Consider the following 20,600-nt stretch of genomic DNA (forward strand, 5'->3'; position numbering starts at 1 on the left):
GGTTCCTTCCCCCAAGGTGGTGTGGCGCCGGAAGCCAATGTGGTCGAATGGAGCAATGGAGAGCAACGAGCGAAGCCGTCCGACCCCCGTCCCCGCGCCTTCCGCCCCTGCAGGGCAAAATACCGACGCCCATCCGTCTGCCGGCGGGGCGCCGTCCCTGGTGAACTGGGACCTGGCGGCTTCCACCGCCGCGGCCATGGTGGCGCCCGGACCGAAGATGTCCGCCCGCGAGATCCGCGACGCCGTGGCGGACCTGCGGGCCGCCGCCGACGCCTCCGTTGCGCACGTCCACCGCATCACCGGCCTGGACGCCGCCCGGGACCTGCGGGACTCGGACGTGCTGATTGTGGACCGGGCCTCCTGGGCCCGCGCCAACTCGCAGAGCTTCTCGGTGCTGATGGGACCGGCCCTGCAGCACCTGGCCGAAACCCGGCCGGAACAGCTGGCCGCCGCCAACACCGCACTGGGCGGAACCATGACCGGCGCGCAGTTGGGCACCATCCTCGCCTTCCTCTCGAGCAAGGTCCTGGGCCAGTACGATCCCTTTGCCGCGCTGGGCGGCGTCGGCAAACCCGGCGGGCGGCTGCTGCTGGTGGCCCCGAACATCGTCACGCTGGAACGCGAACTGAACGTGGAACCCGCCGACTTCCGCCTCTGGGTCTGCCTGCACGAGCAGACGCACCGGGTGCAGTTCGCCGCCGCTCCCTGGCTGCGCGGGCACATGCTGGAGCAGATCAGCCAGCTCTCCAACGGCATGATGGACAAGGCGCAGACCATTTCCGAGCGGTTGGGCTCCGCCGTGAAGGCGCTGGCAGCGCCCAAGGGCGGCGTGGACGCCGACGGCGTGCCGCACAAGTCCGTGGACCTGCTCTCCCTGCTGCAGGATCCGGAGGACAAGGAACGCCTGTCGCACCTGACGGCCGTGATGTCGCTGCTGGAAGGCCACGCGAACGTGGTCATGGACGCCGTGGATGCGAGCATCGTGCCCAGCGTCAAAACCATCCGGCAGCGGTTCAACAACCGCGGCGCCAAGCGCACCTGGATTGACCGCTTCTTCCGCCAGATCATGGGGTTGGATGCCAAGATGCGCCAGTACAGCGACGGCGCGCGCTTTGTCCGCGCCGTCACCGACTCGGTGGGCATGGAAGGCTTCAACCGGGTGTGGGAGCGCCCTGAAAACCTCCCGACCGAAGCGGAGATCCACTCCGCGGACCTATGGATTGCCCGGATGGGACTGTAACTGAACGTGCTCGACGAAAACTCCAACAACTCCACCAACTCCACCAACACCGGCTCCCCAGCGGACACCGCGGCACCTCCCGCCCGACCGGCGCCGCGGGTACGCAAACGGCTCCTTCCGACGCTGGGGGATGCCCGCAACAGCATCCGCGACACCCTGCGCGACGCCGGCCTGGCCCCGGGCGGAGACCATCCGCCGCTGATCCTGGTTGCCTGCAGCGGCGGGCCCGATTCCCTTGCCCTGGCGCTGGCCGCCTCGTTCTTCTCCCGGCGGGGGGACTACCGGGTGGGCGCCGTCGTCGTTGATCACTCCCTGCAGCCGGGCAGTGCCGACGTGGCCGCCTCCGCGCGGGACAAGCTGGAAGGGATGGGCCTGGAGCCCGTCCTCGTCCGGAAGGTGGACGTGCCGGCCTCCGGCATGGGACCCGAAGCGGCGGCACGGACGGTCCGATATGCCGCACTGGACGCTGCAGTGGAGGAACTGGACGCCGACGCCGTCCTGCTTGGCCATACCCTTGACGATCAGGCCGAGCAGGTGCTGCTGGGCCTGATGCGCGGTTCCGGCACCCGGTCCCTGGCCGGCATGCCCGCTGTACGGGGAAAGTACCTGCGGCCCTTCCTGGGCCTGCGCAGGGAACAGACCGTCGAGATCTGCGAGCACGCCGGGCTGGATCCCTGGCACGATCCCAGTAACCAGGATCCCGCCTACGCCCGGTCCCGGGTCCGTACCGAAGTGCTGCCGTTCCTGGAAGAAAAGCTGGGCCCCGGCATCGCCGAAGCGTTGTTCCGTTCCTCACGTATCCTCTCAGCCGACGCCGACTACCTGGACGCCGTCGCGGCGCAGGCCTTTGCGGAGCTGCGCGTCGCGGGTCCGGCCGGTGACGTCCCGGATTCCGAGGAGCTGCTGCTGCCCGAAGAGCAGCTGCGGAACCTTGCCCCCGCCGTCCGCCAGCGCGTACTGGCCCTCGCCGCGCTCGAACTCGGCGGTGCGCAGCCGAGCTACGAGCGCCTCGCGGCGGTCCAGTCGCTGCTGCGGCGGACCGGGTCGGCGGGACCCGTCCAGCTGGTGGGGAAAGTCAGCGTCTACCGCCAGCCGCGCGCCAAAACGGTTCACCACGGCGGCTCAAGCTATGGCAATCTTGTGTTTAGGAAAAAGAGCAGCACCTAACATCCAAAGCTGCAACACCTCGCACCCGGGAGTCATTCGTGGATTCACACGACGTCCAGTCAGATCTCAAGCACGTTCTCTACACCAAGGAACAGATCCAAACCCGGATCAATGAACTGGCGGCCGAAATTGACCGCGACTACGCCGGCCGCGACGTCCTGCTGGTCGGCGTGCTCAAGGGAGCCGTGATGGTCATGGCTGACCTCTCCCGCGCCCTGCACAGCCACGTCACCATGGACTGGATGGCAGTGTCCTCCTACGGATCCGGCACGCAGTCCTCCGGCGTCGTCCGTATCCTCAAGGACCTTGAGACGGACCTGCTCGGCAAGCACGTGCTGATTGTCGAGGACATCATCGACTCCGGCCTCACGCTCTCCTGGCTGCGCGCCAACCTGGAATCCCGCGGACCGGCCAGCGTGGAAATCTGCACCCTGCTGCGCAAGCCGGATGCGGCCAAGGTGGAAATCGACGTTAAGTATGTCGGTTATGAAATCCCCAACGAGTTCGTTGTCGGTTTCGGCCTGGACTTTGCAGAGCGGTACCGCAACCTGGACTTCATCGGCACCCTCGCGCCGCACGTTTACGAATAACGGTTCCGGCCCCGTTCCTCCCGGTCACCTGCAGGGACCGTTCCGCACGCGCTGCTCTACGCCCTGAGGGAACTAAACCCTTCCCCGGACCGTGTTCTTCTGGGGGACCGTGTATAGCTAGTAGGTAAATTCCGCGCATACCAGCGTTGTTGACCAGGAGGGACGGGGCATTAGCCCTGACGACGAATGAAATCCAAGAACTTCTTCAAGGGGCCGGTCATTTGGATCGCGCTGGCATTGGCCGCTCTTTTGATCATCGTGCCGAGCCTTACTGCCACCAGGGCCACGCAAGTGGACACCAAGGAAGGCATCGAGCTTCTCGACCAGGACAAAGTCTCGCAGGCGAAGATCTATGACGGCGAGCAGCGGGTCGACCTGACATTGAATGACAGCGGCGTTGATGACAAGGGCGTCACTGACGTCCAGTTCTACTTCAGCACTGCGCGCGGGGAGGAAATAGTCCAGGCGGTCAACGATTCCGGGGCTAACTACACCGACCAGCCGGTGCAGACCAACTGGTTCACCAGTTTCCTCGGATTGTTCCTGCCGTTCATCATCATCGGCCTGATTTTCTGGTTCCTGATGTCCCGCATGCAGGGCGGCGGCTCCCAGGTGATGAAGTTCGGCAAGTCCAAGGCCAAGCTGACCAACAAGGACATGCCCCAGGTAACCTTCGACGACGTCGCGGGCGCCGACGAAGCCGTCGAGGAACTGCACGAGATCAAGGAATTCCTGCAGGATCCGGGCAAGTTCCAGGCCGTGGGCGCAAAGATCCCCAAGGGCGTGCTGCTCTACGGCCCTCCCGGCACCGGTAAGACCCTGCTGGCCCGCGCCGTCGCCGGCGAGGCCGGTGTGCCGTTCTACTCGATCTCCGGCTCGGACTTCGTTGAAATGTTCGTCGGTGTGGGCGCCTCCCGCGTCCGTGACCTCTTCGAACAGGCCAAGTCCAACGCCCCGGCCATCATTTTCGTGGACGAGATCGACGCCGTCGGGCGCCACCGCGGCGCCGGCGTCGGCGGCGGAAACGACGAACGCGAGCAGACGCTGAACCAGCTGCTGGTGGAGATGGACGGCTTTGACGGCAATACCAATGTCATCCTGATCGCTGCCACCAACCGGCCCGACGTCCTGGACCCGGCACTGCTGCGTCCGGGCCGCTTCGACCGCCAGATCGGCGTCGAGGCCCCCGACATGCAGGGCCGCCTGCACATCCTGCAGGTCCATGCCAAGGGCAAGCCGATGGCTCCGGGCGTGGATCTCGAGACCGTCGCGCGGAAGACTCCGGGCTTCACCGGCGCGGACCTGGCCAACGTCCTGAACGAAGCAGCGCTGCTGACCGCCCGCTCCAACGCGGACCTGATTGACGACCGCGCACTGGACGAGGCCATCGACCGCGTGATCGCCGGCCCGCAGAAGCGCAGCCGCGTGATGAAGGAACTTGAACGCAAGATCACCGCCTACCACGAAGGCGGACACGCCCTCGTGGCCGCGGCACTGCGGAACACGGACCCGGTCACCAAGGTGACCATCCTGCCGCGCGGCCGGGCACTCGGCTACACCATGGTCCTGCCGCAGGACGACAAGTACTCGATCACACGCAACGAGCTCCTGGACCAGCTCGCCTACGCAATGGGCGGCCGCGTCGCCGAGGAGATCGTCTTCCACGACCCCTCCACCGGTGCCTCCAATGACATCGAAAAGGCCACGTCCACGGCCCGCAAGATGGTCACCCAGTACGGCATGAGCGAGCGGATCGGTTCGGTCAAGCTTGGCTCGGGCGGCGGAGAGCCGTTCCTGGGCCGGGACATGGGCCAGGAACGCAACTACTCCGACCAGGTGGCCTACGTGGTTGACGAGGAGGTTCGGCGCCTGCTGGACAACGCGCATGACGAGGCGTACCAGATCCTCACCGAGAACCGCGACGTCCTCGACCGGCTCGCGTTGGAGCTGCTGGAGCGGGAGACCCTGAACCAGGCGGAGATCGCCGAGGTCTTCTCCGATGTGCGCAAGCGCGATGTCCGTGAAGTCTGGCTCTCCAAGCCCACTCGCCCCGTCCACAGCATGCCGCCGGTGGTTTCGCAGAAGGAACGGCGCCAGGCCAAGGAAATCGGTGCCCCGGATCCGGCCTCGGTTGCTCCCCAGGACCAGATTGCCGACGCCGACCTGCCGCAGGACTTCGATGTGTCCAGCAACGGCCTGCCCCAGGGCAGCGGGAACGGCAGCACTCCCGGCCGGAGCGGAAGCAACGGCAGCACGCCCCCCGAGGCGTAGGGCCGGGCGGCCCTGCGGGGCCGCCCGGCATAGCCGGGGAACGAAGTACCGGCGCGATAGGATCGACCAGTGACGGATTTCGATGATGAACTACTGACCGCCGAAGCGGCAGCGGATTCCCCGGTGGATCAGCCAAGGATTGAACGGGCGGTCCGGGAAATCCTCCTCGCGATCGGGGAGGACCCGGACCGCGACGGTTTAAGGGAAACCCCCAGCCGGGTGGCCAAGTCCTACACCGAGATTTTCGGCGGCCTCCACCAGAGTCCCTCGGACCTGCTGGCCACCACGTTTGACCTGGACCACGAAGAAATGGTCCTGGTCAAGGACATTCCCTTTTATTCCACCTGCGAGCACCATCTGGTGCCGTTCCACGGCACCGCGCACATCGGCTACATCCCCTCCCACGAGGGCAAGGTGACCGGACTGTCGAAGCTCGCCCGGCTGGTTGACATCTACGCCCGGCGGCCCCAGGTCCAGGAGCGGTTGACCACCCAGATCGTGGACGCACTGATGACCAATCTTTCCCCCCGCGGTGCCATAGTGGTTATTGAATGCGAGCACCTGTGCATGTCGATGCGCGGGGTACGCAAGCCAGGCGCCAAGACCGTGACCTCGGCGGTGCGCGGCCAACTGCGCGAGACCGCGACCCGCGCAGAAGCAATGAGCCTGATACTAGGACGATAGGACCACCATGGATTCACTCGCTGCCGCACCCGGCACCGGACCGGCAACCTCCCCGTTGCCCGTACTGCGGCCCGCCCGCAAGGCGCGCAAGCTCTCCGACCTTCCCACCGACCGCACCCTGGTCATGGGCGTCCTCAACGTCACGCCCGATTCCTTCAGCGACGGCGGGCAATTCGCCGATACCGACGCAGCAATCCGTGCGGGGCTGAAGATGCACTACGAAGGCGCGGACATCATCGACGTCGGCGGTGAATCCACCCGGCCTGACTCCGTCCGCGTCTCCCCGGAAGAGGAGCAGGAGCGGGTCCTGCCCGTGGTCGAGGCCCTGGTCCGTGCAGGAGCCCTCATCAGCATCGACACCATGAATGCGGCCACGGCGGAAAAGGCGATTGGAGCCGGCGCCGCGATCATCAATGACGTGTCCGGCACCGAAACCGATCCTGGGATGCCCGGGCTTGTTGCTCGTACGGGGGTCTCCTACATCCTTATGCACAGCCGCGGCAACGTCCGCAGCAATGACCCCAACGCCAGCTACGCCGACGTCGTCGAAGAGGTGGCAGCGGAAATGCTGAAGGTCCGTGACCGGTTCTACGCCGCCGGTGCGGCCCCCGAACAGATCATCCTCGACCCCGGACTGGGCTTCTCCAAGGACGGCGAACACAACTGGGAGCTGCTGCGCGGAATCGACCGTCTCGGCGCCTTGGGCCACCGCGTACTTATCGGTGCATCCCGCAAGCGTTTCCTCGGCTCGCTGCTCACCAGCTACGGGAAGGCTGCCCAGCCGCTGGAACGCGACAACGCTACGGTCGCGGTGACCGCACTGGCGGCGTCCGCCGGGGCCTGGGCAGTGCGCGTGCACAACGTGCCGGCCAGCCTTGATGCCGTAAAAGTCGCCGCGGCATGGAAAGGGTAGCCGGATGCTGAGCACCGGAGTTTCCGGAACGGCCCCCGGAACACGGGACCGGATCACCTTGAGCGGCATCACTGCCACCGGTTTCCACGGTGTCTTCCCCCATGAGCGGCGGGACGGCCAACCCTTCGTTGTGGATCTGGTCCTGTTTACCGATCTGGGCCCGGCAGCGGCCACGGATGACCTGACGCTGACGGCGCATTACGGCGAGGTTGCCGAACGCGTGGTGCAGATCATCACCGGGGAACCGCTGAACCTGATCGAGGCACTGGCGGGCCGGATTGCGGACTCCGTCCTGGCTTCCTTCCCCGTCCTTGCCGCAGTTGAGGTCACGGTGCATAAGCCGAAGGCGCCGATCACGGTGGAATTCGGCGACGTTGCGGTGACCATCCACCGGGAGCGCGCATGAGTGCCGTGCATTGTGTCCTTGCCCTTGGAAGCAACCTCGGGGAAAGCCGGGACACCCTCTCCACAGCGGTAGCGGACCTTGCCGACCATCCGCAGGTCCGGCTGAGCGCCGTTTCCCCCGTGGTCCGCACACGTCCGGTCGGCGGCCCTGAACAGCCCGACTACCTCAACCTCGTGGTGGCGATCGAAACCGAACTCGAACCGCACGCCCTGCTGGCGCACTGCCAGGCCGTCGAGGCACGCCACCACCGCGAACGCATTGTCCGCTGGGGTCCGAGGACCCTCGACGTCGACATCATCACGTACGGGGACCTGCACCTGGATGATGAGGACCTCACCATTCCGCACCCCCGTGCAGCCATGAGGGCCTTCGTGCTGCAGCCCTGGGCCTGGATGGAACCCGACGCCCGGCTGGATTCGGTGCCCGTGGCCGAGCTGGCCGCCCGAGCCGAGGACCTTCCCGGACTCGAAATCTTCGAAGGAGAATGAGCCCGTGACCAGCATCCAATACCGGTGGCTGGCCGTCATCGGCCTCGCTGCCGGCGTTGTGGGCTGGGCGGCGAACTTCTTCCTGTCGGAAAACGGCTATCCCGCACCCGTGCTGAGCTCGGTGGCGCTGGTGGCCATCATCCTGGTGACCGGTGCCACCCTCTTCCTCGGACTGCGGGTGCGCAGTTGGCGCAACGGCCGGCGGGACCGGGACCTGGATCCCATTGCCGCCGCCCGCACGGTTGTCCTGGCGCAGGCACTCGCCTACGCCGGGGCCCTGCTGCTCGGCTGGCATGCCGCTGTCTTCCTCACCCAGCTGCCCCTGTGGTCGCTGCGGCCGGGCCACGCGGGCACCTGGTCCTCCCTCGCCGTCAGCGTCGGCGGGATCCTGATGATTGCCACGGGGCTTACCGTAGAGCGGTTCTGTAAGCTGCCCCCTGTCGACAAGGACGGCACCGGGCCCGAGCCCGGCTCAGGAGATGGATCGGGGGATGGAGGAGATTATGCCTAGTGAGGCAATCGATCCTGCTGCAGTGCAGTGGCAGCGCGTTTCACCGAAGTACCTGCGGCTGAGGCTGCTGAGCTGGGGGATTGAAACCGTAATCACGCTGGTGGTGACCGGCCTTCCGCTGGTGCTGCGCCTCACCGGAATCTGGCCCGGATACCCTGCGTGGCTGGCGTGGGGGCTGCCCGTCTTCTTTGCCGTAACCCTGCTGTGGCGCGGGCTCCTGCTTCCCCGCCAGGTCCGCGCGATCGGTTACGCCGAACGCAACGAGGACCTGCTGCTCCGACGGGGCATCTTCTTCCAGCGCACCCTGGTGGTTCCCTACGGCCGGATGCAGTACGTGGACGTGGCGGTTGGACCCCTCGAACGAGCCTTCGGGCTGTGCACGCTGAAACTCCATACCGCCGCCCCGGGCACCAACGCCGGCATTGCCGGACTGCCGGCCGACGAGGGTGCCCGCCTGCGGGAGCATTTGTCCGCCCGCGGCGAAGCGCAGCTGGCCGGACTGTGACCGCCGGCGCCGCCCGGGGCCCGGGCGAGGACCCCGAAACCGCCGGCATCGATCCGGCAATCAAGACGGAACCCGAATGGAAAAGGGTGCATCCGGTTTCCCCGCTGGTCCGCGGCTGGATAGCCTTGGCAGCCCTCGCCTATTTTGTGGGCAGGGACCAGGTTGAGTCGTGGTTCACCGACGGCCGCATGGACCTGCCCGCAGGCACGGCACTGTTCTGGACGGTACTGGCCCTGGGGATTGCCTTGGTGGTTATTGCCGGCTCGTTCTTCCTCTCCTGGTGGGTTACCCGCTACCAGCTGACGCATGACCATATCCGCGTGCGTTCCGGAGTGGTGGTGCGCCGCCAACGCCAGGCACGGCTGGACCGGGTGCAGGCCATCGACATTGTCCAACCCTTGCTTGCACGGATTTTCGGGCTGGCCGAACTGCGCTTTGAAGTGGCCGACGCCGGTGAATCGGCAGTGCGCCTGGCTTTCCTTCGGCTGCCGGACGCGCAGCAGCTGCGGGCACGGATCCTCGAGGACGCCTCCGGTGCCGACGAAAAACAGTCAGACGGCGGCAGCGGTACCGGTGACCCAACGGTGCCGGGCGAACAGCAGGTGCTGGCGCTGTCGGCCGGACGCGTGATCGCCTCTGTCCTGCTGTCCGGGACCACCGTCTTCCTGGTCCTGGCCGTTGCGGGAGTAATTGTCCTGACGGCGCTCACGGGCGAGGCCGCGTCCATCGCCGCCATGGTGCCCATCATTTTCGGTTTTGGCAGTGCGTACTGGGGCCTGTTCAGTTCCGGCTTCAACTTCCGTGCCTCCGTGTCACGGGAAGGTATCCGGATCCGCTCCGGACTGCTGGACACCCGCGCGCAGACGGTACCGCCGGGCCGGATCCAGGCCCTCGCGGTGCGGCAGCCGCCGCTGTGGCGGATTACCGGCTGGTATTCGATCTCCGTGAACGTTGCAGGGTATGGAGCCGGCGCCGACAGCGAATCCTCCGCGCGCACCCGGCTGCTGCCCGCGGGTACCTCGGAAGAGGTACTGCGGATGCTGGCCCTGGTTGTCCCCGACCCGGGAACCGAGGATCCGGTGGGAGTGTTCACCGCAGGCATGAACGGGTCCGGCCCGGCAGCGGGCTTCACCGTTTCGCCGCGGCGTGCCCGGTGGCTGTCCCCGCTTTCCCGGCGCCGGAACGGCTACCTGGTCACGGAGACGGCGCTCCTGTCCCGGCACGGATTCCTGTGGCGGTCGCTTCAGGTGGTGCCGCACAGCAGGACCCAGTCCCTTGCCCTTGAGCAGGGCCCGGTGGCCCGCCGCCTGGGCCTGGCAGACCTGGCCCTGCACTCCACTCCCGGCCCGGTTTCCCCTCGAGTGGTCCAAATCGATGCGGACACCGCCCGGCAGCTGCTCCACGAGCAGGCGCTGCGTGCCCGGACCGCCCGCCGCCGGGACCTCCCGGAACAGTGGCTGCGTGGAACCGGCCCGTCCCCGGCGAAGTCCGCACCTGCCGCCCCGGCTCCGGCTCCGGCCGCTGCCGCCGCGCCCTCCACCCCCGTCACACCAGTACCCGTCTCCAAGGAGGAGCCTCCCCATGAACACCGCTGATTCAGCCAGCGTCGAAGAACGCCGACGCCGCGGCCGCCTGGGGGTCGGCGTCATCGGTGCCGGCCGGGTCGGTGCCGTCCTCGGTGCTGCCCTGCGCGCGGCCGAGCACGCCGTCGTCGGGGTTTCCGCGGTTTCCGATGCCAGCCGTGAACGGGCGGAAAACCTGCTTCCGGGAGTGCCGATCCTTGAGATTCCGGACATCGTGGAACGCTCCGAACTGGTCCTGCTCGCCGTTCCGGACGATGCCCTGGGCCCGCTGGTCTCCGGACTGGCAAAAACCGGCGCCTGGCAGGCGGGGCAGTTGGTAGCCCACACCTCCGGGCGGTTCGGCACGGAAATCCTTGCCCCGGCGCGGGCAGCGGGGGCCATTCCCCTGGCACTGCACCCGGCCATGACCTTCACGGGGATGAGCCTGGACCTGACCCGGCTGGCGGACTGCTCCTTCGGCATCAGCGCCCCCGCCGCCGTCCTGCCGATCGCCCAGGCACTCGTGGTGGAGATGGGCGCCGAACCGGTCGTCATCGACGAAGCGGACCGCGTGCTCTACCACGCGGCCCTCGCGCATGCCTCCAACCACCTGGTCACCCTGGCCTCCCAGTCCACGCAGCTGCTGGCGGGCCTCGGCGTCGAACATCCGGACCGGCTCCTGGGGCCGCTCATGCGCGCGTCGCTGGAAAACGCGCTGGCCTCCGGCGAGGGAGCCCTCACCGGCCCGGTGGCCCGGGGCGACGTCGGCACCGTGGCCGCGCATACCCGCGCCCTTGCCGAGGCAGGCACGGAGGACCTCCGCGCCGCCTACGCCGCACTTTCCGCCGCAACTGCCTCCCGGGCCGTTGACCGCGGACTGCTCACCCCCCAGCAGGGCGAAGCCATCCTGGCCGCCCTGCGGGACCCGCAGGAACCCTGAACATCCGAACGAACCCCCATAGAAGGACAGCGTTGAACACCCCCCGCCTCGTCACCACCGCCGCCGAACTGCGCTCCGCCACCGAGGAGCTGCTCGAAAAAGCGGCCGCAGCCAACCCCTCCCGCCTTCCCTCCCTCGCGCTGGTTCCCACCATGGGTGCCCTGCACGAAGGGCACGCCTCCCTGATGGGCGCCGCCCGGGCGGACAACGACGTCGTCACCGCCTCGGTGTTCGTCAATCCCCTGCAGTTCGACGACCCGGCCGACCTCGAGCGGTACCCCCGCACCCTCGATGCGGACCTCGAGCTCCTGGGCCGCGCCGGAGTGGACCTGGTCTTCGCCCCGTCAGAGGCCGAAATGTACCCCGGCGGCGCGCCGCTGGTCCGCGTGAGCGCCGGCACCATGGGCACCCGCTGGGAGGGTGCCGTCCGGCCGGGACACTTCGACGGCGTGCTGACCGTGGTCGCCAAGCTTTTCCACCTGGCAGCCCCGCCGGTACCGGCGCGCTTCCGGGCCTACTTCGGGCAGAAGGACGCCCAGCAGGTGGCCCTGATCCGGCGGATGGTCTCGGACCTCAACTTCGCCGTGGAGATCACCGGTGTGCCGATTGTCCGGGCCGCGGACGGGCTCGCCGAATCCAGCCGGAACCGTTTCCTCGATGCCGACCAGCGGCAGGCGGCACTGGTGCTGTCCCGGGCGTTGAACCTGCTGAAGGATCGCGCTGCGGCGGGCCGGCCCCTGGACCTGCCCGACGCCGTCGGACTCGTTACGTCGCAGCCCGGAGTGGAACTGGACTACTTCGAGGTGGTGGACCCGCAGACCCTCGAACCGCTCCCGGACACTGCCGGCGCACCGCTGGCCGGGACCGCGCTGGCGCTGCTGGCCGCACGGGTCGGTCCGGTCCGCCTGATCGACAACACCCTGCTGCCGTAGCGAAAGTACCTGTGCTCCGTGCGTACCCGGTGCCGTGCACGGAGCGCAGGAACCGGGAGCGGTGCTTTGCTCTGTAAACTTAATAACCGTGACCACATCTAACCCCGTTCCCGAAGCCGCAGACACCTCCGAACAGATGCGCATCCGTGCCGAGAAGCGTGCGCGGCTCATCGACCGGGGGGATGAGGCCTACCCGGTAGGGGTGGAACGCACCGCCTCCCTCAAGGAAGTACGCGAAAAGTTCGGCCACCTGGAGGCCGACGAAGCCAGCGGCGAGACGGTGGGCGTCACCGGCCGCGTGGTGTTCATCCGCAACACCGGAAAGCTCTGCTTCGCCACCCTGCAGGAAGGCAACGGAACCCGGCTGCAGGCCATGCTCAGCCTGGCCGTCGTCGGCGAGGAATCCCTGGCGGACTGGAAGTCGCTGGTGGACCTGGGCGACATCGTCTTTATCCGCGGAGAGGTGATCTCTTCCCGCCGCGGGGAACTCTCGGTGATGGCGCAGTCCTGGTCGATGGCCTCCAAGGCCCTGCGCCCGCTGCCGGTGCTGCACGCCGGACTAAGTGAGGAAACCCGTGTCCGCCAGCGCTATGTGGACCTGATGGTCCGCGACGAAGCGCGGGACATGGTCTACAAGCGCGCGGCAGTTATCCGCGGCGTCCGTGACACCCTGCACGGGCACGGCTATGTGGAGGTGGAAACCCCCATGCTGCAGCTGGTGCACGGCGGTGCCGCTGCCCGGCCGTTCGAAACGCACCTGAACGCTTTCGACCAGAAGATGACCCTGCGCATCGCCACGGAGCTTTACCTCAAGCGTGCAGTGGTGGGCGGGATCGAGCGGGTGTTCGAAATCGGGCGCATTTTCCGCAACGAGGGCGTCGACTCCACGCATTCCCCCGAATTCACCACGCTGGAATGCTACGAGGCCTACGCGGACCAGTTCGTGATGGCCGAGCGGATGAAGGAAATCATCCTGCACTGTGCGGACCTCATGGGCAGCCGGAAGATCGAAACCGCGGCCGGCACTATTGACCTGGACGGCGAGTGGCGCTGGCTGAGCGTGTACCCCGGCCTGTCCGAAGCGGTGGGCACGCAGATCACCCCGGACACCGACGCCGCCGTGCTCCGCGATATTGCGGAAAAGCACGGTGTGAAGGTGGATCCGAAGTGGGACGCGGAAAAGCTGGTTATTGAACTATTCGGCGAAATTGTGGAGCCGACGCTGCTGCAGCCGACCTTCGTGTACGACTACCCGCCGTCGGCGCAGCCGCTCGCCCGTCCGAACCGCGAGGACCCCCGCCTGATCGAAGCCTGGGACCTCATCATCGGCGGCATGGAACGCGGCACGGCTTTCTCGGAACTGATTGACCCGGTTATCCAGCGTGAACGCCTCACCGAGCAGTCCCTGCTGGCGGCCGGCGGCGATGACGAGGCCATGGCCCTCGACGAGGACTTCCTGCGGGCATTGGAATACGGTGCCCCGCCCATGGGCGGCATCGGTCTGGGAATTGACCGCCTTGTGATGCTTTTCACGAATACGGGAATCAGGGAAACAATTCTGTTTCCCCTCCTTAAGCCGGAAATGGGTTAGCCATGGAATATGTAGAAGTCCTCCTGCCGTCAATTTGTGTTGCAGCTCTCTTTTATTTCGTGATGAGGGCCCTGCTTAACTCGGACCGGTCGGAGCGGCAGGCCCTTGCCGAGGCAGAACGGGAAGCTGACCAGAGTGTAGACCATGAAGCTTTGAAAAAACCGAGTGAAGAAGAGAATAAATAGCCAAGTACTTTGACGGGGCTTTACCAATTGCGTCATACTCTAAGTGGTCTCATAATTAGTCTTCCCATTTTTAGCTGCTTAGGAGCCTGTCATGGCGCAAAAGGTAAAAATCATTCTCGTGGATGACGTCGACGGAGGAAGTGCGGATGAGACCGTACGGTTTGCCTTGGACGGGTCACAGTACGAGATTGATCTGTCGAAAGACAATGCGAAAACTCTCCGCGATGCACTGAAGCCTTATGTAGATGCCGGCCGCAAGGTCGGAGGCCGCACCGGACGTCCGCGCGGCGCCGGCTCGGCCCGCAGCAATGAAGCAGCGCAGATCCGCGAATGGGCCCGCAAGAACGGCTACACCGTTTCGGAACGCGGCCGCGTGAACAGCGAGATCATCGACGCCTACCGGGCCGCGCAGGGCTAGGCATACCGCCCGCCTCTCACGCCCATGGCGAACAAGCTCCTTAAGCACCCCTGGGGCACGTAGCATCGAATTACGCGTTAGCTAGGAGTGTGCCTCATGTTTGAAAGATTTACCGACCGTGCCCGTCGCGTTGTCGTGCTTGCCCAAGAAGAGGCCCGCATGCTCAACCACAACTACATCGGCACCGAGCATATTCTGCTTGGGCTCATTCATGAGGGTGAAGGTGTCGCTGCTAAGGCCCTTGAATCCCTGGGCATCTCGCTTGGTGCTGTCCGCGAGCAGGTGCAGGAGATCATCGGTCAGGGCCAGCAGGCCCCGACCGGCCACATCCCCTTCACCCCCCGCGCCAAGAAGGTGCTGGAGCTTTCGCTCCGTGAAGCCCTGCAGCTCGGCCATAACTACATCGGCACCGAACACATCCTGCTCGGCCTGATCCGTGAAGGTGAAGGCGTCGCCGCGCAGGTTTTGGTCAAGCTCGGTGCTGACCTGAACCGTGTCCGCCAGCAGGTCATCCAGCTGCTTTCCGGCTACCAGGGCAAAGAGCCCGTCTCCACCGGTGGCCAGCAGCAGGAAGGCCAGCCCGCCGGATCCGTGGTGCTGGACCAATTCGGCCGCAACCTCACACAGGCCGCGCGTGAATCCAAGCTCGACCCGGTTATCGGGCGCGAGCATGAAATGGAACGCGTGATGCAGGTGCTGTCACGCCGGACCAAGAACAACCCTGTCCTGATCGGCGAGCCCGGCGTCGGCAAGACCGCCGTCGTAGAGGGGCTGGCCCAGGCGATCGTGCGCGGCGACGTGCCCGAGACCCTGAAGGACAAGCAGCTTTACACCTTGGACCTCGGTTCACTGGTTGCCGGTTCGCGCTACCGCGGCGACTTTGAGGAACGCCTGAAGAAGGTCCTCAAGGAAATCCGCACCCGCGGCGACATCATCCTGTTCATCGACGAGATCCACACCCTTGTGGGTGCGGGTGCCGCCGAAGGCGCCATTGATGCCGCATCGATCCTGAAGCCGATGCTGGCCCGGGGCGAGCTGCAGACCATTGGTGCCACCACGCTGGACGAGTACCGCAAGCACATCGAGAAGGACGCCGCGCTGGAGCGCCGCTTCCAGCCGATCCAGGTTGCCGAGCCCTCGGTGGCACACGCCATCGAGATCCTCAAGGGCCTGCGTGACCGCTACGAAGCGCACCACCGCGTCTCCATCACCGATGCCGCACTTGCTTCTGCAGCCACGCTGGCGGAGCGGTACATCAGTGACCGGTTCCTGCCGGACAAGGCAATCGACCTGATTGACGAGGCCGGCGCCCGCCTGCGGATCCGCCGGATGACGGCTCCGCCGGAGCTGAAGGAAATCGACGAGCGGATCTCGGCGCTGAAGATGGAAAAGGAGTCCGCAATCGACTCCCAGGACTTCGAAGGTGCCGCCTCCCTGCGCGACAAGGAGCAGAAGCTCCAGGATCAGCGCGCGGAGAAGGAACGCCAGTGGAAGTCCGGCGGCCTGGATGACATTGCCGAGGTGGATGAGGAACTCATCGCCGAGGTGCTTGCCAACTCCACCGGCATCCCCGTGGTCAAGCTGAACGAGGAAGAGTCCACCCGCCTGCTGCGGATGGAAGACGAACTGCACAAGCGCGTCATCGGTCAGGACCAGGCCATCAAGTCCATCTCGCAGGCCATGCGCCGTACGCGGGCCGGGCTGAAGGACCCCAAGCGTCCGGGCGGCTCGTTCATCTTCGCCGGCCCCACCGGCGTCGGTAAGACCGAGCTTGCCAAGGCCCTTGCGGAGTTCCTGTTCGGTGACGAGGACGCCCTCATCACGCTGGACATGTCCGAGTACGCCGAGAAGCACACGGTATCGCGCCTGTTTGGTGCTCCTCCCGGATACGTGGGCTACGAAGAAGGCGGGCAGCTGACCGAAAAGGTCCGCCGCCGTCCGTTCTCCGTGGTGCTGTTCGACGAAGTGGAGAAGGCCCACTCGGACCTCTTCAACTCGCTGCTGCAGATCCTCGAAGACGGCCGCCTGACCGACGCCCAGGGCCGGATGGTGGACTTCAAGAACACCATCATCATCATGACGACCAACCTTGGTACCCGGGACATCTCCAAGGGCGTTATGACGGGCTTCCAGTCCGGCACGGACACCAAGACCGGCTATGACCGGATGCGGGCTCGAGTGACGGAAGAGCTGAAGCAGCACTTCCGCCCCGAGTTCCTCAACCGTGTTGATGACACCGTGGTCTTCCCGCAGCTGACCCAGGACGAGATTGTCCAGATTGTGGACCTGTTCCTGAACCGGCTGAGTGAGCGCCTGGCCGAGAAGGGGATGAGCATCGAGCTCACCCCGGCTGCCAAGGTGCTGCTGGCAACGCGCGGCTACGATCCCGCGATGGGTGCCCGGCCGCTGCGCCGGACCATCCAGCGCGAAATCGAGGACCAGCTGTCCGAGAAGATCCTCTTCGGCGAGCTGAAGCCCGGCGAAGTCATCTCGGTGGATGTCGAGGGCGAAGGCGACGAAGCGAAGTTCACCTTCGTCGGCAGCGGCGTTCCGAAGGCAATTGAGGAAGCTTCCCCGGCAATCGAAGCCGGCGTCAGCGACTAACAGCCGCTCAGTACAACCAATGCACGGGTAAAGGACCCGGCGGGCAGGCAGCCCGCCGGGTCCTTTGGCGTTCGGATGCCGGCCATCCGGCGTCGAACGCCGAAACGAAGTTTGGGTGCGGCTGCCCTGACAGTCCTAGACTGGGCCGGTGACTTCCGTATCCGCCATGACCATCCGCCGCGCCCGCACTTCCGATGTTCCCGCCATCCGCGCCCTGGTGGCGCCGCTGGCCGAGGAACGGATCCTGGTGGCCAAGGAGGCTGTTGCCTACTACGAGGCACTGCAGGAATTCCGGGTCGCAGAGGACGCTGACGGGCGGATTGTCGGCTGCGGTGCACTGCACGTGATGTGGGAAGACCTAGCCGAAGTGCGCACCCTGGCTACTGACCCCGCCCTGCGGGGCAGTGGAATCGGCCATCTCCTGCTGGAACAGCTGCTCGCTGATGCGGTGGAAATCGGTGTGCGGCGGGTGTTCTGCCTGACCTTTGAAGTGGAGTTTTTCCGGCGGCACGGATTCGCCGTCATGGCTAACCAATCCGCCGTGGATCCGGAGGTCTATTCCGAGCTGCTGCGTTCCTCCGATGAAGGTGTTGCCGAGTTCCTGGACCTCGCCCGGGTAAAGCCGAACACCCTGGGAAACACCCGGATGATCCGCTCGTTCTGATCCGGCGGCCGGCCGGGGCGCGTTCGCAGAGAGAGTAACCGGGAGGGCTGTGCTGGCCTTTTGTCTTCGAAGCTGGATAAGCTCAGGATACTTAGCATCATCAACGGTCCCGTGGAGTGCAGCAGGAAACAGTTGCGAACCAGCAGCGGTTTCGCGTTTACACGGGCCACGATCAGAAAGCGGGTTCAGCAATGGGCGCAGATGACAAGATGCAGAACAAGGCCGAAAATCTTGGCGGCAAGGTCAAGGAAGGCGTAGGCAAGGCCACCGGCAACGAGCGCATGGAGGCCGAGGGCCACGGCGACCAGGCCAAGTCGAGCCTGAAGGACGCCGGCGAGAACGTCAAGGACGCTTTCAAGGGCAAGTAAGGCTTTATTCAAAAGCGGGAGGGTTTCGCCCCTCCCGCTTTTTGCTGCCCGGGCGGCTTTCCGAACTCTAAAGCGCTGCCGGTGCGGCTGGCATGCCGGCACCCTGTTGCACTGCTTCCGGCCCGGGTAGGGTCGGTGGGGGAGAGGGAGCCTTGGCGTGCTCGCGGGGCTCAGCAGTGCGACCGCTAAGGAGCCCGGCGTCATGAAGAAACTCATCAACAATCCCCGCTCGGTGGTGGCAGAATCACTCGAAGGCTTCGGGTTGGCCCACCACGACCTGGTCCAGATCCATTTGGACCCGGACTACGTCCTCCGGCGCGACGTTCCGGTACAGGGCAAGGTAGGCCTGGTCTCCGGCGGCGGCAGCGGCCATGAGCCGCTGCACAGCGGCTATGTGGGGCAGGGCATGCTCACCGCAGCCGTTCCCGGGGCCGTTTTCACGTCTCCCACCCCGGACCAGATCCTGCCCGCCATCGTGAAGAGCGACTCGGGCTCCGGCGTCCTGCTCGTGGTGAAGAACTACACCGGCGACATCCTGAACTTCGAGACCGCTGCCGAACTTGCCGGCGTCGAAGGCATCGACATCCGCACAGTCGTAGTGAACGACGACGTCGCGGTGGAAGACTCGACGTACACCGCAGGAAGGCGCGGCGTGGCGGGGACCGTGCTGCTGGAGCGGATCGCCGGCGGCGCCACGGAGCGCGGGGATGACCTTGCCAAGGTGGCGGAGATCGCCGAACGCGTAAACGCGAACGTACGGTCCATGGGTGTTGCCCTGGCACCCTGTACGGTGCCGCATGCCGGTGAGCCGAGCTTCACCCTGGCCGAAGACGAGATTGAAATGGGTGTGGGGATCCACGGTGAACCCGGGCGGCACCGGGTGGCCATGACAACGGCGGATTCCATTACGGACCAGTTGATGGAACCGGTGCTCAGCGACCTAGGGGTAACCTCCGGGGAACGGGTGCTGCTCTTCGTGAACGGCATGGGCGGCACCCCGCTGAGCGAGCTGTACATTGTCTACCGCCGGGCGGCCCAGATCCTGGCAGACAGAGGTGCCCGGGTGGAGCGTTCCCTGGTGGGCAATTACATCACCGCCCTGGAAATGGAAGGGGCATCAGTGACCCTCCTGCGGCTTGACGATGAACTTACGGAACTCTGGGACTCGCCGGTGAACACCCCGGCCCTGCGGTGGGGAGTATAGGCATGGAACTGGACGCAGCCTGGGCGGATCGATGGATGCGCCTAAGCGCCGCTGCCCTGAGCGAGAACCGCCAGCGGCTGACCACCCTGGACCGGGAGATCGGCGACGCCGACCACGGCGAGAACATGGAGCGCGGATTCAGTGCGGTGGTGGAGAAAATGGACGCCGACGGCGTGCCGGAGACACCCGGGGCGGTGTTCAAAACGGTCGCCATGACCCTGATGTCGAAGGTGGGCGGCGCCGCCGGACCGCTCTACGGGACGGCCTTCCTGCGTGCCTCCACCGCGGCCGGCAGTGCGCCCGCCCTCGGACCGGCCGAGCTGGTGACCGTCCTGACGGCTGCCCGGGACGGAATAGTAGCCCGCGGCAAGGCCGAACCCGGCGATAAGACCATGATCGATGCCTGGACTCCCGCGGTGGATGCCGCTGTTACTGCCCAGGCAGCGGGTTCCGGTCCGGTGGAGATCCTGACGGCGGCCGCGAACGCCGCCGACGCCGGGCTGGCCGGCACTGAGCCGCTCGTCGCCCGCAAGGGCCGGGCCAGCTACCTGGGGGAGCGCAGTGCGGGGCACCTGGATCCCGGGGCCGCGTCCACGGCATTGATCCTGCAGGCAGCGGTTTCGGCGGCGGAGACGGCAGCGTGAGCGTCGGCCTGGTGGTTGTTTCGCACAGCCGGAAGCTGGCCGAGGGCGTCTGCGAGCTGGCGGCGCAGATGGCCGCAGACGTTCGGATAGTTCCGGCAGGAGGCACCGACGACGACGGGATCGGCACCAGCCTGGAAAAAATCATGTCCGGTATTGCTGCGACGGACTCCGGTGAGGGCGCGGTCCTGCTGACGGACCTTGGATCCGCAGTGATGACGGCGGAATCGGCGCTGGAGTTCCTGGAGCCGGAGCAGCAGCAGCGGGTACTCATGGCCAATGCGCCGTTGGTCGAGGGCACGGTGGCCGCAGCCGTAGCGGCACAGACCGGAAGGAACGTTGCCGAGGTTTCGGCCGCCGCGGAGTCGGCGGGGGCGTCCTACACCCCGGACAGCGCAGCCTCCGCCGAAGCCTCCGGCGGCCCGCCTGCCCCCGGGGAGCCGGCGCAGGACGCGGCGGACTCCGCCAGCGGGGCATGGACGCTGATAAACCCGATGGGCCTGCATGCGCGTCCGGCCTCAGTGGTGGCGCAACTGCTGGCGGACCTGGACGCCGAGATCACCATCAACGGCGTGGACGGCAAATCGGTCATGATGCTTATGACGCTGGGCCTGCGGCCCGGCGAAACGCTCAGTGCCACCGCCACAGGTCCCGACGCGGCCCGGGCGGTGGAACTCGTGGCCGAGCAGGTGCGCAACGGGTTCGGAGAAATCTGA

Annotated in this window: 22 protein-coding genes; all 22 read left to right on the forward strand. The window is 66.2% G+C overall.

Features of this window, described 5'->3' with window-relative positions; translation table 11 throughout:
• The first annotated feature begins 55 nt into the window (after positions 1-55).
• The 22 genes from LJ760_RS06010 (at position 56) to dhaM (ending at position 20,600) form a co-directional block, all read left to right on the forward strand.
• Positions 56-1,240, forward strand: a complete 1,185-nt coding sequence (locus LJ760_RS06010; protein ID WP_227920595.1) for a zinc-dependent metalloprotease — start codon at positions 56-58, stop codon at positions 1,238-1,240.
• Between the two features lie 6 nt (positions 1,241-1,246).
• A complete protein-coding gene (gene tilS / locus LJ760_RS06015) occupies positions 1,247-2,407 on the forward strand; it encodes a tRNA lysidine(34) synthetase TilS (protein ID WP_442860637.1) in 1,161 nt (386 codons plus the stop codon).
• A gap of 38 nt (positions 2,408-2,445) precedes the next feature.
• On the forward strand, positions 2,446-2,997 hold the full coding sequence (hpt, locus tag LJ760_RS06020; RefSeq protein WP_227920598.1) for a hypoxanthine phosphoribosyltransferase: 552 nt from the start codon (positions 2,446-2,448) through the stop codon (positions 2,995-2,997).
• A gap of 186 nt (positions 2,998-3,183) precedes the next feature.
• Positions 3,184-5,268, forward strand: a complete 2,085-nt coding sequence (ftsH, locus tag LJ760_RS06025; RefSeq protein ID WP_227920600.1) for an ATP-dependent zinc metalloprotease FtsH — start codon at positions 3,184-3,186, stop codon at positions 5,266-5,268.
• A gap of 69 nt (positions 5,269-5,337) precedes the next feature.
• Complete coding sequence (gene folE / locus LJ760_RS06030; RefSeq protein ID WP_227920602.1) at positions 5,338-5,952, forward strand: GTP cyclohydrolase I FolE; 615 nt, start codon at positions 5,338-5,340, stop codon at positions 5,950-5,952.
• Between the two features lie 7 nt (positions 5,953-5,959).
• Entirely contained in the window at positions 5,960-6,865 is a 906-nt protein-coding gene (gene folP / locus LJ760_RS06035) for a dihydropteroate synthase (RefSeq protein ID WP_227920605.1), read from the forward strand.
• Between the two features lie 4 nt (positions 6,866-6,869).
• Positions 6,870-7,271 carry a dihydroneopterin aldolase gene (gene folB, locus LJ760_RS06040; protein WP_227920607.1) on the forward strand — a complete coding sequence of 134 codons (402 nt, stop codon included), beginning with the start codon at positions 6,870-6,872 and terminating at the stop codon, positions 7,269-7,271.
• Positions 7,268-7,759 (forward strand): 2-amino-4-hydroxy-6-hydroxymethyldihydropteridine diphosphokinase, encoded by a 492-nt coding sequence (folK, locus tag LJ760_RS06045; RefSeq protein ID WP_227920610.1) that lies wholly within the window; start codon positions 7,268-7,270, stop codon positions 7,757-7,759. Before folB ends, folK begins: the two co-directional genes overlap by 4 nt.
• 4 nt (positions 7,760-7,763) lie before the next feature.
• Entirely contained in the window at positions 7,764-8,270 is a 507-nt protein-coding gene (locus LJ760_RS06050; protein ID WP_227920612.1) for a DUF3180 domain-containing protein, read from the forward strand.
• Positions 8,263-8,775: a PH domain-containing protein gene (locus LJ760_RS06055; protein WP_227920614.1), complete on the forward strand. Its 513-nt coding sequence runs from the start codon at positions 8,263-8,265 to the stop codon at positions 8,773-8,775. The genes LJ760_RS06050 and LJ760_RS06055 overlap by 8 nt, the downstream gene beginning before the upstream one ends.
• Positions 8,772-10,370 carry a PH domain-containing protein gene (locus tag LJ760_RS06060; protein ID WP_227920617.1) on the forward strand — a complete coding sequence of 533 codons (1,599 nt, stop codon included), beginning with the start codon at positions 8,772-8,774 and terminating at the stop codon, positions 10,368-10,370. Before LJ760_RS06055 ends, LJ760_RS06060 begins: the two co-directional genes overlap by 4 nt.
• Entirely contained in the window at positions 10,357-11,277 is a 921-nt protein-coding gene (locus LJ760_RS06065; protein WP_227920620.1) for a Rossmann-like and DUF2520 domain-containing protein, read from the forward strand. The genes LJ760_RS06060 and LJ760_RS06065 overlap by 14 nt, the downstream gene beginning before the upstream one ends.
• A gap of 32 nt (positions 11,278-11,309) precedes the next feature.
• Positions 11,310-12,209: a pantoate--beta-alanine ligase gene (gene panC / locus LJ760_RS06070; protein ID WP_227920622.1), complete on the forward strand. Its 900-nt coding sequence runs from the start codon at positions 11,310-11,312 to the stop codon at positions 12,207-12,209.
• A 136-nt stretch (positions 12,210-12,345) separates the two neighbouring features.
• Positions 12,346-13,800 (forward strand): lysine--tRNA ligase, encoded by a 1,455-nt coding sequence (gene lysS / locus LJ760_RS06075; RefSeq protein ID WP_227920958.1) that lies wholly within the window; start codon positions 12,346-12,348, stop codon positions 13,798-13,800.
• A gap of 2 nt (positions 13,801-13,802) precedes the next feature.
• Complete coding sequence (locus LJ760_RS06080; protein ID WP_227920624.1) at positions 13,803-13,985, forward strand: hypothetical protein; 183 nt, start codon at positions 13,803-13,805, stop codon at positions 13,983-13,985.
• A 91-nt stretch (positions 13,986-14,076) separates the two neighbouring features.
• Complete coding sequence (locus LJ760_RS06085) at positions 14,077-14,403, forward strand: histone-like nucleoid-structuring protein Lsr2 (RefSeq protein ID WP_227920626.1); 327 nt, start codon at positions 14,077-14,079, stop codon at positions 14,401-14,403.
• A 96-nt stretch (positions 14,404-14,499) separates the two neighbouring features.
• Complete coding sequence (locus tag LJ760_RS06090; RefSeq protein WP_227920628.1) at positions 14,500-17,007, forward strand: ATP-dependent Clp protease ATP-binding subunit; 2,508 nt, start codon at positions 14,500-14,502, stop codon at positions 17,005-17,007.
• A gap of 166 nt (positions 17,008-17,173) precedes the next feature.
• Complete coding sequence (locus LJ760_RS06095; RefSeq protein ID WP_227920960.1) at positions 17,174-17,671, forward strand: amino-acid N-acetyltransferase; 498 nt, start codon at positions 17,174-17,176, stop codon at positions 17,669-17,671.
• Positions 17,672-17,862: 191 nt separating this feature from the next.
• On the forward strand, positions 17,863-18,039 hold the full coding sequence (locus tag LJ760_RS06100; protein ID WP_227920630.1) for a CsbD family protein: 177 nt from the start codon (positions 17,863-17,865) through the stop codon (positions 18,037-18,039).
• A gap of 202 nt (positions 18,040-18,241) precedes the next feature.
• Complete coding sequence (gene dhaK, locus LJ760_RS06105; protein ID WP_227920631.1) at positions 18,242-19,243, forward strand: dihydroxyacetone kinase subunit DhaK; 1,002 nt, start codon at positions 18,242-18,244, stop codon at positions 19,241-19,243.
• A gap of 2 nt (positions 19,244-19,245) precedes the next feature.
• Entirely contained in the window at positions 19,246-19,887 is a 642-nt protein-coding gene (dhaL, locus tag LJ760_RS06110; protein ID WP_227920632.1) for a dihydroxyacetone kinase subunit DhaL, read from the forward strand.
• Positions 19,884-20,600, forward strand: a complete 717-nt coding sequence (gene dhaM / locus LJ760_RS06115) for a dihydroxyacetone kinase phosphoryl donor subunit DhaM (protein ID WP_227920635.1) — start codon at positions 19,884-19,886, stop codon at positions 20,598-20,600. Before dhaL ends, dhaM begins: the two co-directional genes overlap by 4 nt.

The organism is Arthrobacter sp. zg-Y895 (assembly GCF_020731025.1).
Lineage (GTDB): Bacteria > Actinomycetota > Actinomycetes > Actinomycetales > Micrococcaceae > Arthrobacter_B.